Origin of the sequence: Mycolicibacterium vinylchloridicum, from assembly GCF_013404075.1 — a bacterium.
Classification (GTDB): Bacteria; Actinomycetota; Actinomycetes; order Mycobacteriales; family Mycobacteriaceae; genus Mycobacterium; species Mycobacterium vinylchloridicum.
In genome coordinates this window covers 1-17758 of the sequence record NZ_JACBJQ010000032.1, presented here as the reverse complement: position 1 = coordinate 17758, position 17758 = coordinate 1, and the positions used below count along the sequence as shown (strand labels likewise).

13 protein-coding genes and 1 pseudogene are annotated in these 17758 nt (G+C 67.2%); all 14 read left to right on the top strand.

Annotation, left to right across the window (positions count from 1 at the left end; genetic code table 11):
• The first annotated feature begins 3 nt into the window (after positions 1–3).
• Positions 4–1548: a type VII secretion protein EccB gene (eccB, locus tag HPC46_RS23230; RefSeq protein ID WP_179474314.1), complete on the top strand. Its 1545-nt coding sequence runs from the start codon at positions 4–6 to the stop codon at positions 1546–1548.
• Positions 1545–2696: a cell division protein FtsK gene (locus tag HPC46_RS23225; RefSeq protein WP_179474312.1), complete on the top strand. Its 1152-nt coding sequence runs from the start codon at positions 1545–1547 to the stop codon at positions 2694–2696. The genes eccB and HPC46_RS23225 overlap by 4 nt, the downstream gene beginning before the upstream one ends.
• Positions 2697–5693 (top strand): type VII secretion protein EccCb, encoded by a 2997-nt coding sequence (eccCb, locus tag HPC46_RS23220; RefSeq protein ID WP_179474310.1) that lies wholly within the window; start codon positions 2697–2699, stop codon positions 5691–5693. It abuts the gene before it with no gap.
• A gap of 151 nt (positions 5694–5844) precedes the next feature.
• Positions 5845–6156 (top strand): hypothetical protein, encoded by a 312-nt coding sequence (locus tag HPC46_RS23215; protein WP_179474308.1) that lies wholly within the window; start codon positions 5845–5847, stop codon positions 6154–6156.
• 14 nt (positions 6157–6170) lie between these two features.
• On the top strand, positions 6171–7406 hold the full coding sequence (locus HPC46_RS23210) for a PPE family protein (protein ID WP_179474306.1): 1236 nt from the start codon (positions 6171–6173) through the stop codon (positions 7404–7406).
• A gap of 92 nt (positions 7407–7498) precedes the next feature.
• On the top strand, positions 7499–7804 hold the full coding sequence (locus HPC46_RS23205; protein WP_179474304.1) for a hypothetical protein: 306 nt from the start codon (positions 7499–7501) through the stop codon (positions 7802–7804).
• Positions 7805–7867: 63 nt separating this feature from the next.
• Positions 7868–8158 carry a hypothetical protein gene (locus HPC46_RS23200; protein ID WP_179474302.1) on the top strand — a complete coding sequence of 97 codons (291 nt, stop codon included), beginning with the start codon at positions 7868–7870 and terminating at the stop codon, positions 8156–8158.
• A 125-nt stretch (positions 8159–8283) separates the two neighbouring features.
• Positions 8284–9165, top strand: a complete 882-nt coding sequence (locus tag HPC46_RS23195) for an ESX secretion-associated protein EspG (protein WP_179474300.1) — start codon at positions 8284–8286, stop codon at positions 9163–9165.
• Positions 9166–9339: 174 nt separating this feature from the next.
• Entirely contained in the window at positions 9340–10770 is a 1431-nt protein-coding gene (locus HPC46_RS23190; RefSeq protein WP_325096741.1) for a MinD/ParA family ATP-binding protein, read from the top strand.
• Positions 10767–12299, top strand: a complete 1533-nt coding sequence (eccD, locus tag HPC46_RS23185; protein ID WP_179474298.1) for a type VII secretion integral membrane protein EccD — start codon at positions 10767–10769, stop codon at positions 12297–12299. Before HPC46_RS23190 ends, eccD begins: the two co-directional genes overlap by 4 nt.
• Complete coding sequence (mycP, locus tag HPC46_RS23180) at positions 12299–13720, top strand: type VII secretion-associated serine protease mycosin (RefSeq protein ID WP_179474296.1); 1422 nt, start codon at positions 12299–12301, stop codon at positions 13718–13720. The genes eccD and mycP overlap by 1 nt, the downstream gene beginning before the upstream one ends.
• Positions 13721–13729: 9 nt before the next feature.
• Positions 13730–15376, top strand: a complete 1647-nt coding sequence (gene eccE, locus HPC46_RS23175; RefSeq protein WP_179474294.1) for a type VII secretion protein EccE — start codon at positions 13730–13732, stop codon at positions 15374–15376.
• The gene (gene eccA / locus HPC46_RS23170) at positions 15373–17256 is read left to right on the top strand and encodes a type VII secretion AAA-ATPase EccA (RefSeq protein ID WP_179474292.1); all 1884 of its coding nucleotides are present in this window, start codon (positions 15373–15375) and stop codon (positions 17254–17256) included. The genes eccE and eccA overlap by 4 nt, the downstream gene beginning before the upstream one ends.
• 139 nt (positions 17257–17395) lie before the next feature.
• Positions 17396–17758, top strand: a pseudogene (locus tag HPC46_RS23165) (IS1634 family transposase); the annotation flags it as partial.

Sequence of the window (17758 nt, the reverse complement as noted above, 5' to 3'; positions counted from 1 at the left end):
GCCGTGCAGGAACCGAAGCACACCCATCGGAGCGAGCGGCGCCGCGGCGGCACCGGATTGACTTACGCCTCACTGGAACAGGTTGCGGCGTGGCGGTTTCTGTGGCACCGCATGGCGGTGGCGGTCGCTCGCCATTCAGTGCGGCTGGTGCATGACCCGTCGAAGAACTACGGCGCGGCGGCCACCGTCGGGGTGGTGATCGCAGCACTGGCACTCGGGGTGTGCTTCGTGTTGTCCTGGCTGCGGCCGGTGGGGCAGATCGGCAACTCCAAGCTGGTGGCCGACCGGGGCAGTGGAGCACTGTTCGTTGACGTCAACGGAACGATGCACCCGGCGTTGAACCTGGCGTCGGCGCGGCTGATCCTCGGCCAGGACGCCTCCCCGACGCTGGTGCCGATGGCCCAGATCGAGGAACGACCGATCGGGCCCACGGTCGGCATCGTCGGGGCGCCCAATGATCTGACGCCACGCACTCCCGCCGACACCGGGTGGGGGTTGTGCGATAAGGCCGGCACTGCGGGCACTTTGGCGACGCCGCGGGTGACCGCACTGACCGGACAGGCCGAGCTGGGGGATTGGGCACACGAGATGGCTTCCCCGGAGGCGGTGCTGATGACCTACGGCGGCAGCGTCTTCCTGGTCACCGACGGGCACCGGTCCCAGCTCGACCTGGCCGACAAGCCAGTGATGCTGGCGCTGGGGCTGCAGGCGGGCAATCTTCGGCCCACTCCGATGTCGCGGGCACTGTATGAGGCGTTGATTCCCACCGCACCGCTGCGGGTGCCCGACGTCCCCGCGCCGGGTGGCCCGGTCGGGTATGCCGCGCCGGGGCTGCCGGTGGTGTCGGGGTCGGTGGTCAAGTCGCGGGGCGCGACCGGGGACGATCAGTTCTTTGTGGCGCTGCCAGCGGGGCTGCAGATGATTCCGGAGACGGTGGCGCTGATGCTGCACAACGCCAATGTGTCCCGGCAGGGGCGGGTGCTCGACGTGGAGGCTCCGATGGTCGCGTCGGCTCCGCAGGCTGTGGGCTTCGATGTGTCGATGTATCCCAACGGGCCGGTGAAGCTGCTGGATAAGGCCGCCGAACCGGTCACCTGCGTGATGTGGCGCAAGGATTCCGGTGCACCGCAGGCCACGGTGACCACCGTGTCGGGTCGGCGCCTGCCGATCGCGCAGGGCGAGGAGTCGCAGGTGATCAAGATGGTGTCGGCGCAGGCGGGCCAGCAGTCCGCCGATGAGGTGTACCTGGGGCCGCAGAGCGCGAACTTCGTTCAGGTGACCGGCGTCGAACCTGATTCCGGGCGCAGTGAGTCGGTGTGGTGGATCGGCCACACCGGTGTGCGTTTCGGCATCGAAACCTCAGACAGGGAACACGATCCGCTGCGGGCATTGGGATTGTCAGGTGTGACGCCGACCCCGGCGCCGTGGGCGGTGGTGCGTTGGCTTCCGGCCGGCCCGGCGTTGTCGCGGCAGTCCGCGATGGTCGAGCACGACACTTTGGGGGCCAACCCGGCGGCCGCGCCGATGAGCGAGAAGGGGACGCGATGACGACGAAGAAGGGTTTCGACAAGGAGAAACCGGCGGCGCCGATCCTGCCGGAACGCACCGCCACGATGCCCGAGATCGGCGAGATCACGCGGCCGCCGCAGCAGCGACCCCCGGTGTGGGTGTGGGTGCTGATCTTCGTCGTCGCCGTGATCGTGCTGCTGGTCATCATGATTCGAACCGGCGCGCGCTCCATCGGCCTGGGCGGCATGTTCATCATGCCGATCATGTTGGTGTCGATGCTGATGATGCTGCGCAATCGGGGCGGCGGCACCAACGAGAAGACGAAACCAGCAGCGCTCAACCAGACCAGGGTGGACTATCTGCGCAGCCTGGATGAACTACGCGACGACGTGACCGAAGGCGCTCAGGAGCAAGCCGCCGAGATCGCCTATCACCATCCCAATCCCTGCAACGGTTCGCTGCTGACCATGGTCGGCACTGGCCGAATGTGGGAGCGCCGACCCACCGACCGCAATTTCGGGCATGTGCGTCTCGGGCTGGGGGTGACCCGGTTGCGCACCATCATCAACCCACCGCAGAAGGTGCCACCCCCGGAGTACCGGGAGACCTCCACAGCCATCGCGGCGCGCGATTTCCTGTTGGCGCAGAACGTGGTTCACGATGTGGCGCGGCCACTGCACCTGTTCGACCAGATGGGCTGGGCGTTCTTCGCCGAGGAGGAGCAGCGCCAGCTGGTGCAGGGAACACTGCGGGCGCTGGTGTGCCAGTTGTGCGTGTTCCATGGTCCCGACGTGGTGCGACTGGCGATCATCAGCGACGATCCCGCGTCGTGGGAGTGGGCCAAGTGGTGGCCCCATGTCGCTGACCCTGAGCTGGTCGACGCCTGTGGGCCGGTGCGGATGGTCTACAGCGATGTGGGGGAGTTTATGGAGCGCTTCGGGGAGCAGTGGCGAAGTCGGCCACCGTGGTCACCGCCGATGGAAGGACAGCCCCGCGCCGAGGACCACTGGGTGATTGTGGTGGACATGCCGGGCGCCAACTGTGCCCCGTTGTTGGGCAGCACCGGGTACGCCGGGGTGGCGGTGTTGGAGGCGACTAACGACTACTACTCGCCGCTGGCGACGTCGGCGACGGCGATGAAGTTCGATGCGGTAGGAAATCTGTTGCGGGCCAGGGAGGTTGTCTAAATGGTTCGGATTTCACCGTTGGCCGAGGAGGGGCTTTCCTTCGCGGCCACACCGGATGTGATGCCGCTGGTGGAGGCCGAGGTGTTGGCCCGCGCGGTGGCGGCATGGGAGCCGCAGGACGCCGCCACCCGGTTTGTGGCAGAGCGGGCTGCCGACGCGCGAGCAGGCCAGGATTTCCTCGACTTGTTCCAGATCGAGGATGCCCGGGTGTGGGATCCGACCACACTGTGGTCGCAACTGACCACGACCACGCGGCTGCGTGCCCCGTTGGGCAAGAATCCGAGCACCGGGAAGACGGTGTGGTTGGACCTCAAGGAGGGCGCCGAGGGCGGCATGGGGCCGCACGGCATGCTGACCGGTCAGATTGGCTCGGGTAAGTCCGAAACCCTGGTGTCGTTCTGTCTGGCTATCGCCATGCTGCACCCGCCGGAAGCGCTGCAGATGATCCTGGGCGACTTCAAGGGCGAGACGGCGATGATGAAGCTGGCCGATATCCCGCACTGCCAGGGTGTCGTGTCGAATCTGGCCGAGTCCGCCGCCCGGCTGGATCGTTTCGAGGACATGATCAACGGCGAGACCGCGCGGCGCGAGGCGATCCTGAAAGCCTCGGGTTACAAAGACGTCCGCGACTACGAGCGGGCCCGGGCCACGACCCGCCCCGATCTGGAACCGCTGGGGACACTGCTGATCGTGCTGGACGAGTTCAGTGAGCTGCTGCGGATTCGGCCTCGGCTGGCCGAGACCTTCGACGTGGTGGCCCGAAAGGGACGCGGTCTGTGGATGCACATTCTCAATGCCTCGCAGCGGGTGGAGACCGGTCGAATGGCGGGCATGATCGCCCAGCAGACCTACTCGATCGGTTTGAAGCTCAAGGACGCCAGCCAATCTCGGGCCGCGATCGGCTCGACACGGGCCTACGAGGACCTCAAGGGCGCCCCGCAGGGCACAGGGTTCCTGGTCTTCGACGACGATCACACCCTATTTCGGTCGTACTACGTCTCCGCACCGTTCATCGCGCCGGTCGCGGGCCGACAGCAGCGGCGCCGCCAGGAGGGCCAGTACATCGATCCACGCCGATTCGGCGCCGCGGTTGAGCCGTTGCCGCTGGACATCGAGGTCGGGGAGGAAGAACCCGACGACGACCTCGCCGACGAGATCTCGATCGAGCAGATGAGCGTGGACGCCGACACCGTGGTGTCGGTGTTGGTGCAGCGGCTGGCGCAGGCAGGCCGCAGCGGCCGTCCCATGCACAAGTTGTACCTGCCTCCGCTGGATGAGACGCCGGTGGTGGCCGTCGATGAAGTGGCACAGGAGTTCTGGGGACGCGACTGGCTTGATGTCACCGCCGACTCCGGTCTGACGATTCCCTATGCCCGTGAAGATGACCCGTTTGACCACAGTCAGAAGCTGCTGAGCGTCGACCTGTCGGGAAGCATGGGCAACGCGGCCATCATCGGCGCCACGCAGAGCGGGAAATCCACTGCGCTGCAGTCGATCATGGCGAATCTCGCGGTTTCCCACAGCCCGCAGCGGGTGCAGTTCTACTGCATCGACCTCGGTGGCGGCAAGCTGCAGAACATGTCTGGGCTGCCGCATGTCAGCGGTGTGGCCGGACAGGGCAACGAGGAGCGGCTCACCCGAATCCTCAGCGAGGTCGAGCGCCTGCTGGCCAGCCGGGTCCGCAACTGGGAGTTGGCCGGGATCGACCTGACGGAGTTCCGGGCCCGCAAGTTCGCCGGCAAGCCCGGTGAGGTGCCCGAGGACGGCTACGGCGATGTGTTTCTGTTCGTGGACAATATGGCGGCGTTGAAGATCAAGGACCAGGAGCTGTACACCCGGATCAGTGAGCTGGGGTCGTCGTCGGCGCTGAACTACGGCATCCACCTTGTGGTCAGCAACGACCAGTGGACGAGCCTGCCGTACAGCCTCACCAGCAAGTTCGGCACCCGCATCGAACTGCGGATGGCCGATTACCGCGAATCGGAGATGGGTGATCGGGAACGCGCCAAAACCGTTCCCGACCAGCCGGGGCGGGGTCTCAAGCGCGGCGGCATGCACTTCCTGATGAGCGCTCCGGTCGCCACGCCGACGCTGACGGGCGCTCACGGCACCGTGACCTATGACCAGTCCTCGGTGGAGGCGACGTGCCGGTTGATTGCGCAGTCCTGGCAGCGGCGGGGCGTTGCCGGGGCGCCCCCGCTGCCCGAACTGCCCATCGAGCTGCACTGGCACGAGCTGGGGCCGGTACCTGCGGGCACCCTCAAGCTCGGTGTCGGGGAGGTCGCTCTTGACACCGTCGGTGTCGACCTGACCGCCGCAACGAACTTCTATGTGGTGGGCAGCAGCGGGTCGGGCCGCACGACGGTGATGCGCACGCTGGTGACCGCGATCCAGGACGCGTTCACCCCGACGCAGGCCCAAATCGTCGCGTTTGATCCCGACCTGAAGCTGGCTGCCTACATCGAACCGCAGTACCTGGCGGTACATATCGACAACCCGTCGGTGGACGTCGGCGCTATCGCGGCTCATCTGGCCAAGAGGTTCACCAGCGAACGTCGGCCGCCGGAGAACGCCACGGCCCATGAGCGGGCGCAGTGGCGCTTCAGCGGTCCTCGGTACTTCATCGTGATCGATGATCTGCACCTGTTCAACGCACCAGGCTCCACGATGGCGTCGCGGTTGATGCCGGCGTTGGAGCCGGTGATCGAACGAGGCCGGCAAATGGGGGTTCACGTCATGGCCAGCCTCAACGGCACCGGATGGGCGGCATCGAGCGCCCACAACAAGGTGGTGACCGCGATGGATCGCGCCGGGGCAGGGGTGCTCATCCTCGATGGCACCCGCGCCGACGGTGTCATTGTCGACGGGGTGCGTGCTGCTCCACGGGCACCTGGGCGAGGCGAACTGGTGTATCGCAAGCTGGGGCGCCAGCTCATGCAGGTGGCGTTGCCGCCGGCCGGGAAATCTCTGCATGAGCAGTCGGCTGATTCGTGGTGAACTGTAGTGACAACGTCAGCACGTCGTGGTGGAGTAGCAGAGCAAATTCATGCCGGTTTGTGCCGGAATGGATTGCCTGTGCATTAAGTGTGTACGAAATGACTAACAATGTGTTAGGTTGCATCTACGGGGAGCAGTAAGGAGCACGATCATGTCGGCACTGTCAGTCTTCATGGAACCCGCCGGGGTCACCGCCGCGTCGGCGGCGACCGCCGCATTGTCGGCCGAGGCCGCGGGTCACACCGCTCAGGCCGCGGCCGCTTCCGCGGTCGTACCGCCTGGGCTCGATGAGATCTCGGCGGCCAATGTCGCCAAGATCGCCTCCATCTCGGCTGATATCGCCGCGATTCTGGCCGCGGCGGCGGGCCAGCAGGCGCTCTATGGTCTGGCCAACGGCACTGCAAGCGTGCTCACCACCGTCGCTGATGAGGCGGCCGGTGCGGTGATCAACGCGGTGATCTAGAGAGCGGCAAAGTCATGCCACCCGGGGCTTACCAGGCCGAACCGCCCGAGGCGACCTCGGCGCAGTTCTGGTTCGGCCCTGGGGCGGGGTCATTCTTCGCCTCGGCGGCCAACCTCAAGGCGTTGGCGGCGGCGATCATTGGCATGCTCGGCGGGCACATGTCGACCGAGGCGGCCATGGCGGCCAGTTGGCCGTCCCTGAGTGGGGAGATCGCCCGCCTGGCCCACACACCCCATCTGGCGTGGCTGGGCACGGCGGGGGCGATGGTCGCGGAGGCGGGGATGGCGATCGACGCCACTGCCGCATCGTTTGAGACATCGAAGTTCGCCACCCCCCACCCCGGCGAAGTGGCGGCAAATCAGTCCGAGCATGTGGCACTGAACAACGCCAACTTCCTGGGGTTCCTGACACCGCTGATCATCGCCAACCGCGTCGACTACGGGCGCATGTGGATGCAGGGCGTGACCAACAAGTACGCCTATGAGGCGGGGTCGGTGCCGCTGCAGACGGTGCCGCCGCTGCCGCCGCCGCCACCGTCGACGACCGGCGGTGCCGGGTCGGGAACACCGGGCCTGGATCAGGCGTCTGGCGAGGCGGGCGCTCCGCTGGACAGCTTCTTCCAGCAGATGACCGGCATGTTGCCCGCCATCGGGCAGATGCCGATGTCGGCAGTCCAGTCGCTGGGCAGCGGTGGCCCGCTCAAGACCCTGACCGAAGTGCCGTCGCAGCTTCTCTCTCAGATGGGGTCGCTGGCCTCGGCGGCGAACCTGAGTCCCGAGGCGGGGCTGGATGGCTTCGCGGCGTCGGACTGGGTGACGTCCACACCGCTGGCCGGCGGTGCGGTGAACGCTTCGTTGGCCGGTGGCGGCGGGGGCGGCGGTCTCGGCGGGGCCGGGACCATTTCGGCAGCCTCGGCGCTGCGCAGTCCCGGCTCCTGGGCGTCGGCGGTGAGCGCGGCGGCCCCAGCGACCGGCGAGAGCACGTCACGGTTCAACGAGGTGCGGGCTCAGTCCAGCACTGTTCCGGCCTCAGCCGGTGGCGGTATGGGCGGGGCGATGGCGCCGTTGGCCCACGGTGCTGCTGCGGGGGCGCAGAACAACAACGACGAGAAGAAGACACAGACGGAACCCGGGCAGGTGCTGGTCTCGGCGGCCGATCTGTTCCGATCATCCGACGCCGTGCCGGTGATCACCGGGGGAGGGGGCCTGACGCGAGCCTCTGCACCTGGAGACAAGGAGGCGCCGGTCTGACAGCTGAGCGGGCAACCGCCAACGCGTAAGGGCAGTAATCCCACACCGGCGATCCGGTTCGGGGGCAAGGCAATTCAGGAAGGAAGTCTCAAATGGATATTTACGGCGATGTCGAGGCCATGCATGGCGACTCTTCGGCGATGTCGGAGAAGGAGGACCGGCTACGGTCGATGGTCCAGCAGCTCGGCTCGATGCTGGAGCACGCCTCGTCAGGCATGCAGGGCAAGGGCCGGGTCGCGCTGCAGCGTGCCGGCGAGGACCTGCAGACCTACGGCACCCAGCAGGCCACCATGCAGGCCGAACACTCCGAGAAGATGAACATCTCCGCGTCGCACCTGACCGAGGGCGACGAGGACGCGGCCGGCTACCTCAGCGCCATCGACACCATGACGGTGTGAGCGGCCGGACCAATTTGAACCGAGTCACCAAGACCAACTGAGAACTGAGAAAGCGAGCAGAAGATGGCGATTCAGTACAACGTGCCGATCCTCGAGGAATGCAAGCAGATGATCGGCGCCTGCGAGGTTCTGACGGCGGAAGTGCACAGCGACGCCATGTCGATGAAGGCCAACACCGAGCACCACTTCAGAGGCGGCGGCGGTGAGGGCTTCCAGGAGGACTACACCCGCGTGCTGACCTACGTCGATGGGCTGCGCGAGAAGCTCAACGCCGCCAAGGTGGCGCTGGGGATGGGCGTGGACGGCGTGATCCAGAAGGACGCAACGATCAAGGCGCAGTACGCCGGCGGTTAAAGCTTGCGTTGGCGCGTGCGCCAGGAAAGCTCCGAGCATGACACGGCCCGGCCCTGCACAACTGGCAGGCCGGGCCGTCGTCGTGACCGAACAGGTGGGGAATTGAACGACAGAGGAGTCCAGCGGTGGCGGTGCGACCGACATTCGTGAATCGGCCGGCGCCGACAACGACCGGACCGCAACCGGCCACCTCCATGGAGGTGACCCGAGAAGCACTATGGCTGCTGCAGGCGCTGTGCGGGGTGGAGCGGATGCCGGCGGTGCTGGTGACTCGACCCTTCACCGACACCGGCGATCCCGCGGAACGTCCGTGGGGGCATCCCGGTGTGGCGGTCCTGCGCGAGAAGGGTCTGGTGTTCGGCGACGAGGTGCACCCGCAGGTGCGGTTGTGGCTGGAGACCCTGGGCGCACCAGATGTGGTGTTGGCAGCCATGATTCGTCGCGGCGGGCATCATCTTCGGGTGGCCATCGCCCGCCGTGGTGAGATCACTGTGTCGGCGATCCAACATGAGGATGACCTGACGGTGGAGTACCTGGGTCATTCGGCGACGGTGTCGAGTCTGGTCGACCGTCTGGTGCCGGTGTGCGGGCCGCAGGTGGAGCCCGCACAGTTCGACGCGGTGTCGGTACCGACTGCCAACCTGCTCGAAGCGCTGGGGCAGGTGGCGCGAGGCGAGCACAGCGCGGCGACGGTGTTCGGCAGCATGGGGATGGACGCCGACCAGTACCGGGTAGTCACCATGGCCGCCGACAACCCGATCATGGAGCTGTCGATGACCGCGATGACCCCCGACGAGGCCGGTCGAATCGAGGTGAGCAGGACCGCGGCCACCGTGACCGACACGGCGCTGGGGCGGGTGCTGACGGGGCCGATCCGCAGTGAGAACGGCTCGTGGTGGACGCTGATCACGCCGGGCACCACGGCGGCGATCAAGTCGTCGGTGTCGGCGGTGCTGGGGATGGTCGGCATCCGCGAGTGGAGCGACCGGACGCCTCATCGCCGATAGGGGACGTCGCGCACCGCCAGTGCCCATCGCAGAGTATGGAAGACCGCCCCATCCACCCAACCACCAAAATCAGACAAAAATTGTGTTCACGCACTGCCTGAATATGTCTGAAGTGTGTAATAATAAGGCAGTGCTAGGAGGCAGGCCCGTGAGGCGCAACAGGATCGAGTCACTGTGAGCGAACAAGACTTCTACAGCCAGTACCTCAAGCCCGAGGAGCCGTTGGAGCCCGCCGCACCGGACACTCCCGCGGCGCCGGCGGAGCCGACCGGCGCGGAGGATCGTCCCCACAACGGTGTTGAACCCAGTGACGCGCACACCGATCCCCGGATGCCGGTGGTCGATCCGCACGCAGTGGCGCCCCCACCCGCAGCGCCAGCGTGGCCGACCGTGGGCTATCCCCCTGCTGCTCCACCGGACCCTGCGGCCGCACCGCCCGGTCGCGGTCGGCACGCGCTCGGCGGTGCACCGGGCGAATCAGGCGTCGTTCCTGCACCGCCTGCAGGTCCGCCTGCCGGGTATCAACATCCTGGTCGACATCAGCCACCGCCCCCAGCGGGCGCACCGCAGCCCCCGCCAGGGTGGGCGCCGCGCCCGCCCGAACCCCCGGCATGGCCTGCCCGCGGTGGGGAGTCGGTGGGACCGATGCAGGCTCAGGTGCGGCAAGCCGACCTGGTGCGGCCGTACAAGCCGACGCCGGAATCAGGTTGGCGCAAGAAGCTGTATAAGACCACGAAGATCAATCTGGGCCCCGGTGCCAGCGAGCGGGAGTGGAATGATCTGCGTCGCCGGCTGAAGGTCAACCTTCGCGGCACCTACGTCATTGCGGTGCTGCAGCAAAAGGGTGGGGTCTCCAAAACCACGGCCGCTCTGGGCATCGGCGCGGCGCTGGCCCATTACCGCAGTGACAAGGTGGTGGCCATCGACGCCAACCCAGCCTCGGGCAACCTGTCCAAGCGGATCAACGAACCGAGCACGGGCACGTGGCGCACGCTGTTGGCTGATCCGAATCTGCACTCCTACAGCGATTTTCGGCACCACCTGGGCATGGATTCCTCGTCGGGTCTGGAGGTGCTCGCCGGTGATCCCGGTGATGCGGTGCTGACCGGGCGTGAGTTGGTGATGGCCTGGCAGCGGCTGGCCCGGGTGTATCCGGTGGCACTGCTGGACTGCGGTAACCAGATGCGCGACGACATCACCGCGGCGGTGCTGTCGATGGCCGATGCGGTGGTGGTGGTCTCGACGACCCGCTACGACGGCGCTGAGGCTGCGCAGCAGACACTGAATTGGCTGATCTCGCATGGCTATCCGGGCCTGGTGCGGGAGGCGGTGATGGTGATCAGCAACGTCAACAAGATCACGCCGACCAAGGCGGTCCGCAATCTGCATGAGGGGTTTGAGCGGGTGGTGCGTGCCGTGCACGACATCCCCTACGACCCGCACCTCAGCGATGCCACCGCCGTCGATTTCAACCGTCTGGCACCAGCGACGCGGCGAGCGTTCATCGAGGCCGCGGCGTCGGTGGCCGACGGGTTCGTCAAGGCCGCTGACAAGGACCCGGGGTATCGGCCGCAGTGGCCCGAGCAAGGCGAGGGGTGGCGATGACAACAGCGACGGAGAGGGGCACGCAGGGTGCGGTCCCGGCGCGTCAGGTCCGTCTGGCCGAGCAGGTCAACGTGGCGGTGCTGTTCGACGGCCGCCAACACGACGTGACGCTTCCAGCCAGCTCCCCGGTGGCGGCGGTGGTCGACGCGCTGGTGCGCCGGTTGCAGACCGACGACGACAGCGGTGAGGAGGGGCTGCGCAGCCCCGACGAAAACGGCATGGTCAGCCCCGGCCTGGTGAACCTGACCCACATCGACGGACGGCCGCTGAACCGGACGCAGACATTGGGCCAGCAGGGGGTGGTCGACGGCGACCTGCTGGTGCTGGAGGTGATCGACGCCGAGGTCGAGTTCACCCCGGTGATCGAGTCCCCGTCGTCGGCGGTGGCGGTGCTGAACAAGGCCCGCACCCCCGTGGTGACTGCTGCCACGGCCCGGCTGGTGGCCGGAATCATCGTGGCGGTGGCGGTGACCGTGACGACCGCGCTGCTGATGCTGGCGTGGTCGCGCAACCGCGGCGCAGGCCAGGACTGGAACCTGATCCCGACCGCCGGCGCGGCGGGGCTGGGACTGCTGCTGATCGTCGGTGGGGCACTGGTGTGGAAACAGCAGCGGGATTCGGTGACCGCCAATGCGTTATGGCTACCTGGGGCGTTGATCGCGTGCCCGGCGGCTGCGCTGATGGCCGCTCCGGGAAGCGTAGGGCCCTGGCACCTCACCTTCGCGGTGATGGTGGCGGTGGTCCTGGCGGCGCTGTTGTGGCGGCTGAGTCCAGCCCCACGTGCACTGATGGCCACCATCGTCATCGTCGGCACCGGCCTGGCGGTCCTGGCCGTCATCCATGCGCTGACCGGAGCGACATTGCAGAACCTGTCGGTGGCGGTGATGGTGCTGGCGCTGTTCGTGTTGACCGGGGCGCCGAAGATCGCTGCCCGCATGGCCGGTATCCCGGTGCCGCCATTCCCCACGGTCACCGGCAAGGACACCTTCGATAACGCCGACGCCATCGCCAAGGAGGCGCTGGTGGCCGCCGAGCATCAGGGCACACCGAGTGTGGAGGACCTGCGCCGCGGGGCAGAGGCGGCCAACGTGTACTTGAGTGCGTTGCTGATCGCGGTGGCGATCTTCTTCGTGGGCGCATCGGTGTTCGTCGTGGAACCGGGGCGGGGCCGCTGGTGGCTGGCTACGGTGTTCATCGGACTGCTGGCGACGGTGCTTGTGTTGCGCGGCAGGGCGTTCGCCGCTCGCGGGCAGGCGATCACCGTGGTGGCCGCTGCCGTGCTGATGGTGATGGTCACGACCGTGAAGTACGCGCTGGCATGGCCGAACCCGGTGGCGGCCTACGCGGCGGCGGCGGTGATCCTGGCGCTGGGCGTCGCGGGAATGGGGGCCGCGGCCGTCGTTCCGGCGAAGGTGTTCTCCCCGGTGTTCCGCAAGGTCGTGGAATGGGTTGAGTATCTGCTGATCGTGGCGGTCCCGCCGATCGCGGTATGGCTGCTGAACCTGCTGGCCCTGGCGAGGAACATGTGATGGCTGGCTCTGTGGGGATCGGCCGTCGTCTGGGGGTCGCGGCAATGGCCGCGATGCTGGCGCTGGTGTGGCCGTCGGGCACCGCCACGGCGATCACACCTCCGGCGATCGATCCGGCCGCTGTACCCGCCGATGGTGTACCCGGCCCTGATGAGCCGATGAAGCAGCGTTACGCATGCCCTGGCAACGCGCTGATGCCGGGCACCGATGTGGCCGTGCCGCCCGCAGCGCAGACGTTCATGAATCTGCCGGAGCTGTGGAAGTCGGCCGGGCGGGGGGCCGGCGTGACGGTCGCGGTAATCGACACGGGTGTGTGGCCCTCTCCGCGTCTGCCGCGCCTGCGCGGCGGCGGCGACTACGTCATGGCCGGTGACGGGCTGTCGGACTGCGACACCCACGGCAGCGTGGTCGCCAGCATCATCGCGGCCAGCCCGGCCGAGGGCGACGGCCTGGTCGGGGTCGCCCCGGAGGCCGAGATCATCTCGATCCGGCAGTCCTCGGGCATGTTCGTGCGCGAACGCGGCGGCAACGAGGATGACGCACGAGCGGGCACGGTGAGCACGTTGGCGCGCGCGATCGTGCACGCCGCCAACCTCGGCGCCCGGGTGATCAACATGTCCATCGTGTCCTGTGTCCCGGTGACCAAACCGGTGGACCAGACCACGCTGGGAGCCGCGGTGCGGTATGCGGCGGTGGAAAAGGATGTCGTCCTGGTGGCCGCGGCCGGCAACGCCAATGCCGCCAGTGCCGGAATGCCGATGGGCACAGGGTGTTCCCAGAACCCCAACATCGACGCCACCAATGTCGATGATCCCCGCAACTGGGGTGGAGTCGTGACGATCAGCACGCCGTCGTGGTTCTCCGACTATGTGCTGTCGGTGAGTGCGACCGATGACCGGGGTCAGCCCGCGCAGACCCAGGAGGGCGCCGACATCAGCCTGGCTGGGCCGTGGGTCGGTGTGGCTGCTCCGGGCCTGTTCGTGGAGGGGGTCAACCCCGCCGGAGGCATCATCAACGCCACCGTCGATCCGCAGACCTCGGAACTGAAGCCGATGAGCGGGACAAGCTTTTCTGCGGCATATGTGTCGGGGCTGGCGGCGCTGATCCGCGCCAAGTACCCCGATCTGCCTGCCGCACAGGTGATCAACCGGATCAAGCAGACCGCCCACTCACCGGCGGCGGTGGTGGACAACAGGGTCGGCCACGGGGTGATCGACCCGCTGGCTGCGCTGAACTTCGATGTACCCGTAATCCCGGCACCCCGGGAGAACCTGACACGACCGCTGGGACCTCCGGCGCCCCCGCCCCCGACCGATCATCGGCCGATGATCCTGGCGGTGGCCGGATCGACCGCACTGCTGCTGGTGCTCGGTGTGGTGCTGCTGGTGACGTCGATGTCGAAATCGCGACGAGGACAGTAGGGGGCGACCGTGACCGTGCTCGATGAGCAAATTCCCGGCCCGCATGCAGGATTCGGTGAGCAGATTCGACGCTGGCGGCTGGATTTGCGGTTGAAGCTGGTGGTGATCGCCGAACTGATCGCCGCGGCGATCCTGGTTGCGACCTCGCCGGTGCCGTGGTGGCTGATTCCACTGGTGCTGATTCTGGTGCTGCTGGTGGTGACTGTCAGCTACAACGGTGCGACGGCGCCCGGCTGGCTGGCCCGATGGATGCGGTTCGTGTACTTCCGGCGCCGCGAGAGTGCCCGGCGGGCCCGCGCCCGTATCCCCGAGCCGTTCACCGTAGACATGCCCGGTGCGGGGCCGGTGGGGATGATCTGGGACGGCCAGTACGCGGTCACCATGATCACCCTGCACGGTCGCCCGTTTTCTCCCACGGTGCTGGTGCCCACGGGAGCAGAGACCATCGACACGATCCCGTTGGAGGCGATTCAATCCCGGTTGCGCCAGTTCGCTGGTCTGGAGCTGCACTCGGTGGACGTGGTGCAGGTGGGCAGCCGGGTGGCCGCCGACGGGAGCTACACCCCGAAGTACGCCGAGATCGTCGGTGACCGCGCCGCTGTCGGCGACCGCCGCTCCTGGCTGGTGTTGCGGCTGTGCCCGCAGGCGTGCCTGGCGGCGATGCTGTATCGCGGCGATGCCGCCGCGGCCGCCGCGGCGGCCACCGAGAGGGTACGGCAGGCGGTGTTGCGGGCGGGCTGCCGGGCGGTGACCTGCACCGCGCCGCAGATGAGCGCAGCGATCACCGCGCTGCTCAACGAAACCGATCTGGATCGCGTGCAGGAGAATTGGTCGAACCTGGACGCCGACGCCGACTACGTGACCACCTATCGCATCTCCGGGCGCGACCTGACGACCAAAATGCTCAACGACCTGTGGACGGTGCGGGCACACCGCACCGTCACCACCGTGAGGGTGTTCGGTGACCGCGCTGGCAGCTCCCGCGTCGCCGGCCTGGTGCGCTTCCACACCGACGCCCCGTTGACCCACCCTCCGCTGCTGGCGCTGCAGCCAGTCTCCGGTCAGGCCTTCGACTCCCTACTGGCGTCGTTGCCGTTGGGGGACAGGGCTTTGCATCTGGAGATGTCGCCACGCCTGCTGGGCGACGGCGCCGACCTGAAGATTCCGGTGGGTCCGTCGGGGCCGATGTTCGGCATGACCGTCACCGGAGTCCCATTCCTGATGCCGCTGACCGATCCGCTGCGGGCGACGCGGGTTTCGATCAACGCCGACCTTTCGGTCGTGATCCCGCTGCTGCTGCGGACCAGCGCCGCCGGGGCGGTGATCCTGATCCACAGTGATCGTCCCGCTGTGTGGCGACCGTTGTGCGACAACGACTATCGGATCAGTTTGGCCGGTGACCGTGACCCAGTGCGGCAGCCGACGGTGATCGTGGCTGACGGCGAGGGGTTGGCGCTGACGGCCGGTGAGCGGGGACACAGTCTGGTGACCGTGGGATCAGTGGACTCCGACGCTGATGTGACGATCGTGCAGGAGTCCCCGGATGAACTGGTGATCGGAACTCCAGCGGTGCGTGGGGTGCGATTGTCGGTGATGCGGCCCCGCAATGAAGCGCAGTTCCTGACCCATCTGCGGACAGGAGCACTGCAGCCGTGATCGATGACCGTTCACTGCAAGCGCTGCGGGCGGCGATGAAGGTGCTGAGCAGTTCTCCGGATCGGGCTGGGCAGGTGTTCGTCCTAGCGACCGGGGACAACCCAGAGCTGGCCGACGCCTGGTTGGGCCGGTATGCGACCGGGGAGCGCTCGATGCAGGTGCTGGAGCGACTGGCTACCCACGCCGACCGGCTCGGCGACGGGCTGGTGCGGATTCAGCATCGGCCCGCCGATCTGCGAGCGCACTTCGACATCGACTATGTGCGGATGCCGATTGTGGACGCGACTACGGCCCGGTTGGCCTACGCCGCGGCACTGATTCGGGAGCAGAACTGGCAAGGCGCCGACGACATGGTGCGCACGCTTCCGGCGACACCGGCGGTGGGCTATGTGCGGTCGGTGCTGGCCACCGCCACCAAGCGCTGGCCTGATGTCCTGGTCGCGGTGAGCAACTGCCGCCAGTGGCATGGCGACCCGCATCTGCGTAGGGCCGCCAGCCTGCAGGAGGCTTGGGCGGCAGCCTCTTTGGGGCTGACCGATCGGGCCTTGGAAGGCGTCGAGCGGGTGATCAATCCGCCCGCCGACGACACGGGGACTGGGTGGAAGCCCAGTGCCCAGCAGGCCAGCGACGACCTGACCAGGGACGCGCTGTTCTGTCGGGCGCTGGTGCTGCGCCATCAGGGCCAGGCCGAGGAAGCGCGCACGGTGCTGACCAACATCCGCGTTCAGTGGCCCGACTTCGAGCGTGCCCAGACCGCGCTGTCGGACCCGACTTTCGGATTGCAGATCACCGACCCGCAGACGATCGAGACACGCACCGATCGCTGGGACCCCTCCACCGAGACCAGCCCCGAAGAGCGGGCGGCTGCGGAGTCGGCCCGCTCGGCGAAGACCCTGCTGGCTGAGGCCGAAGCGGAGCTGGAGGCGATGGTCGGCCTCGATGAGGTCAAGGCGCGGATCGCCGAGCTGCGCCACGACTCCATCGCGCGAGTGCTGCGGCAGCGCAAGGGATTACCGACCTCCCCGGTGTCGCGTCACCTGTTGATGATGGGTCCCCCCGGAGTCGGCAAGACGGTGTCGGCGCGGGTGATTGCCCACATCTTCTGCGGACTGGGGCTGCTGCGCCGTCCCGACGTCTATGAAACCCGCCGTGACAAGCTGATCGGCCGCCACGTCGGCGACACCGAGAACAACACTCTTGAGCAGCTCGAAACGGGTTTAGGCGCCACGGTGTTCATCGACGAGTTCGGTGATCTCATCCACACCGGCTACGGTTCGGGTGACCCGTACGGTCAAGCCATCATCAGCACCCTGGTCCCGTTCATGGAGAACCACCGCGACGACATGGTGGTCATCGCCGCAGGGTATCCGATGGCCAGCCAGCGCGTGTTGGCCGCCAATGATGGTCTGCGGGGCCGTTTCGCCACGCTCATCGAGTACACCTCATACAACCCGGATCAGCTGATTGCGATCATGGAGGGGATCGCGGCCAAGGACGGTGACACCTTCGCACCGGATGCGCTGCTGTCGCTACGGGAGAGTTTCGCGCAGTACTACAACGCCCAGATCACCAGCAGCGAAGGTGATGTCATCCGCGTGATCGACGGCCTGGGTAACGGGCGTTTCGTGCGCACCGTGGTGGAGAAGGCGCAGTTGAACCGCAACAGCCGCATCGTGAGTTCGCTGGGCTTGAGCGGTGCCGACCTGTCCGACCCCGATTTTGGCACCGACCTCGATGCGGACATGCTGACCCTGCTGACCGCTGAGGACGTGCACTATGGGCATCAGCAGGCGCTGCCCCCGGAGATGCGAACCAACGGCGCGCGGGCGTCGGACTGGCTGCGCGAGTCTGAGGAACGGCGCCGGACTCAAACCCAGTAACAACGTTCGGACAATGTTCACGTATTGACTGACCTGAGTTAGGACATTACCGGTTGGTAACTTGGCGCGCGTGGGTTTGACCTGCGGGTTCTCTGGGTGGGGTTCGGTGCTGGGGGTACTAGGCGAGTAGTTTTGGGCCGTGGCGTACGTGCGGAAGGTGCGCACGACCTCGGGCGCGGTCGCGGTGCAGGTCGCGCGCAAGGACAACGGTCGGGTGGTGGTGCTGGCGCACTTGGGTTCGGCGCATACCGATGCCGAGCTGGGGGTTCTGTTGGCGCGCGCCCAGGAGGTGGTGGCCGATGGCCAGCAGAGTCTCGATTTTGAGGTCAGCGCTCGCGCGCAGTCGCTGACCGACGTCGCCGACTACCGCGAGGCGGCGCTGCTGAAGGCATCGACGGCGGGCCGGGCGTTGGTCGCGCCGCCGGGGCGCACCACCGGTACCGGTTCCCGGCTGCTCTACGGGGTGCTCGGCGCGGTCTATGACTGGTTGGGTTTCGATGTC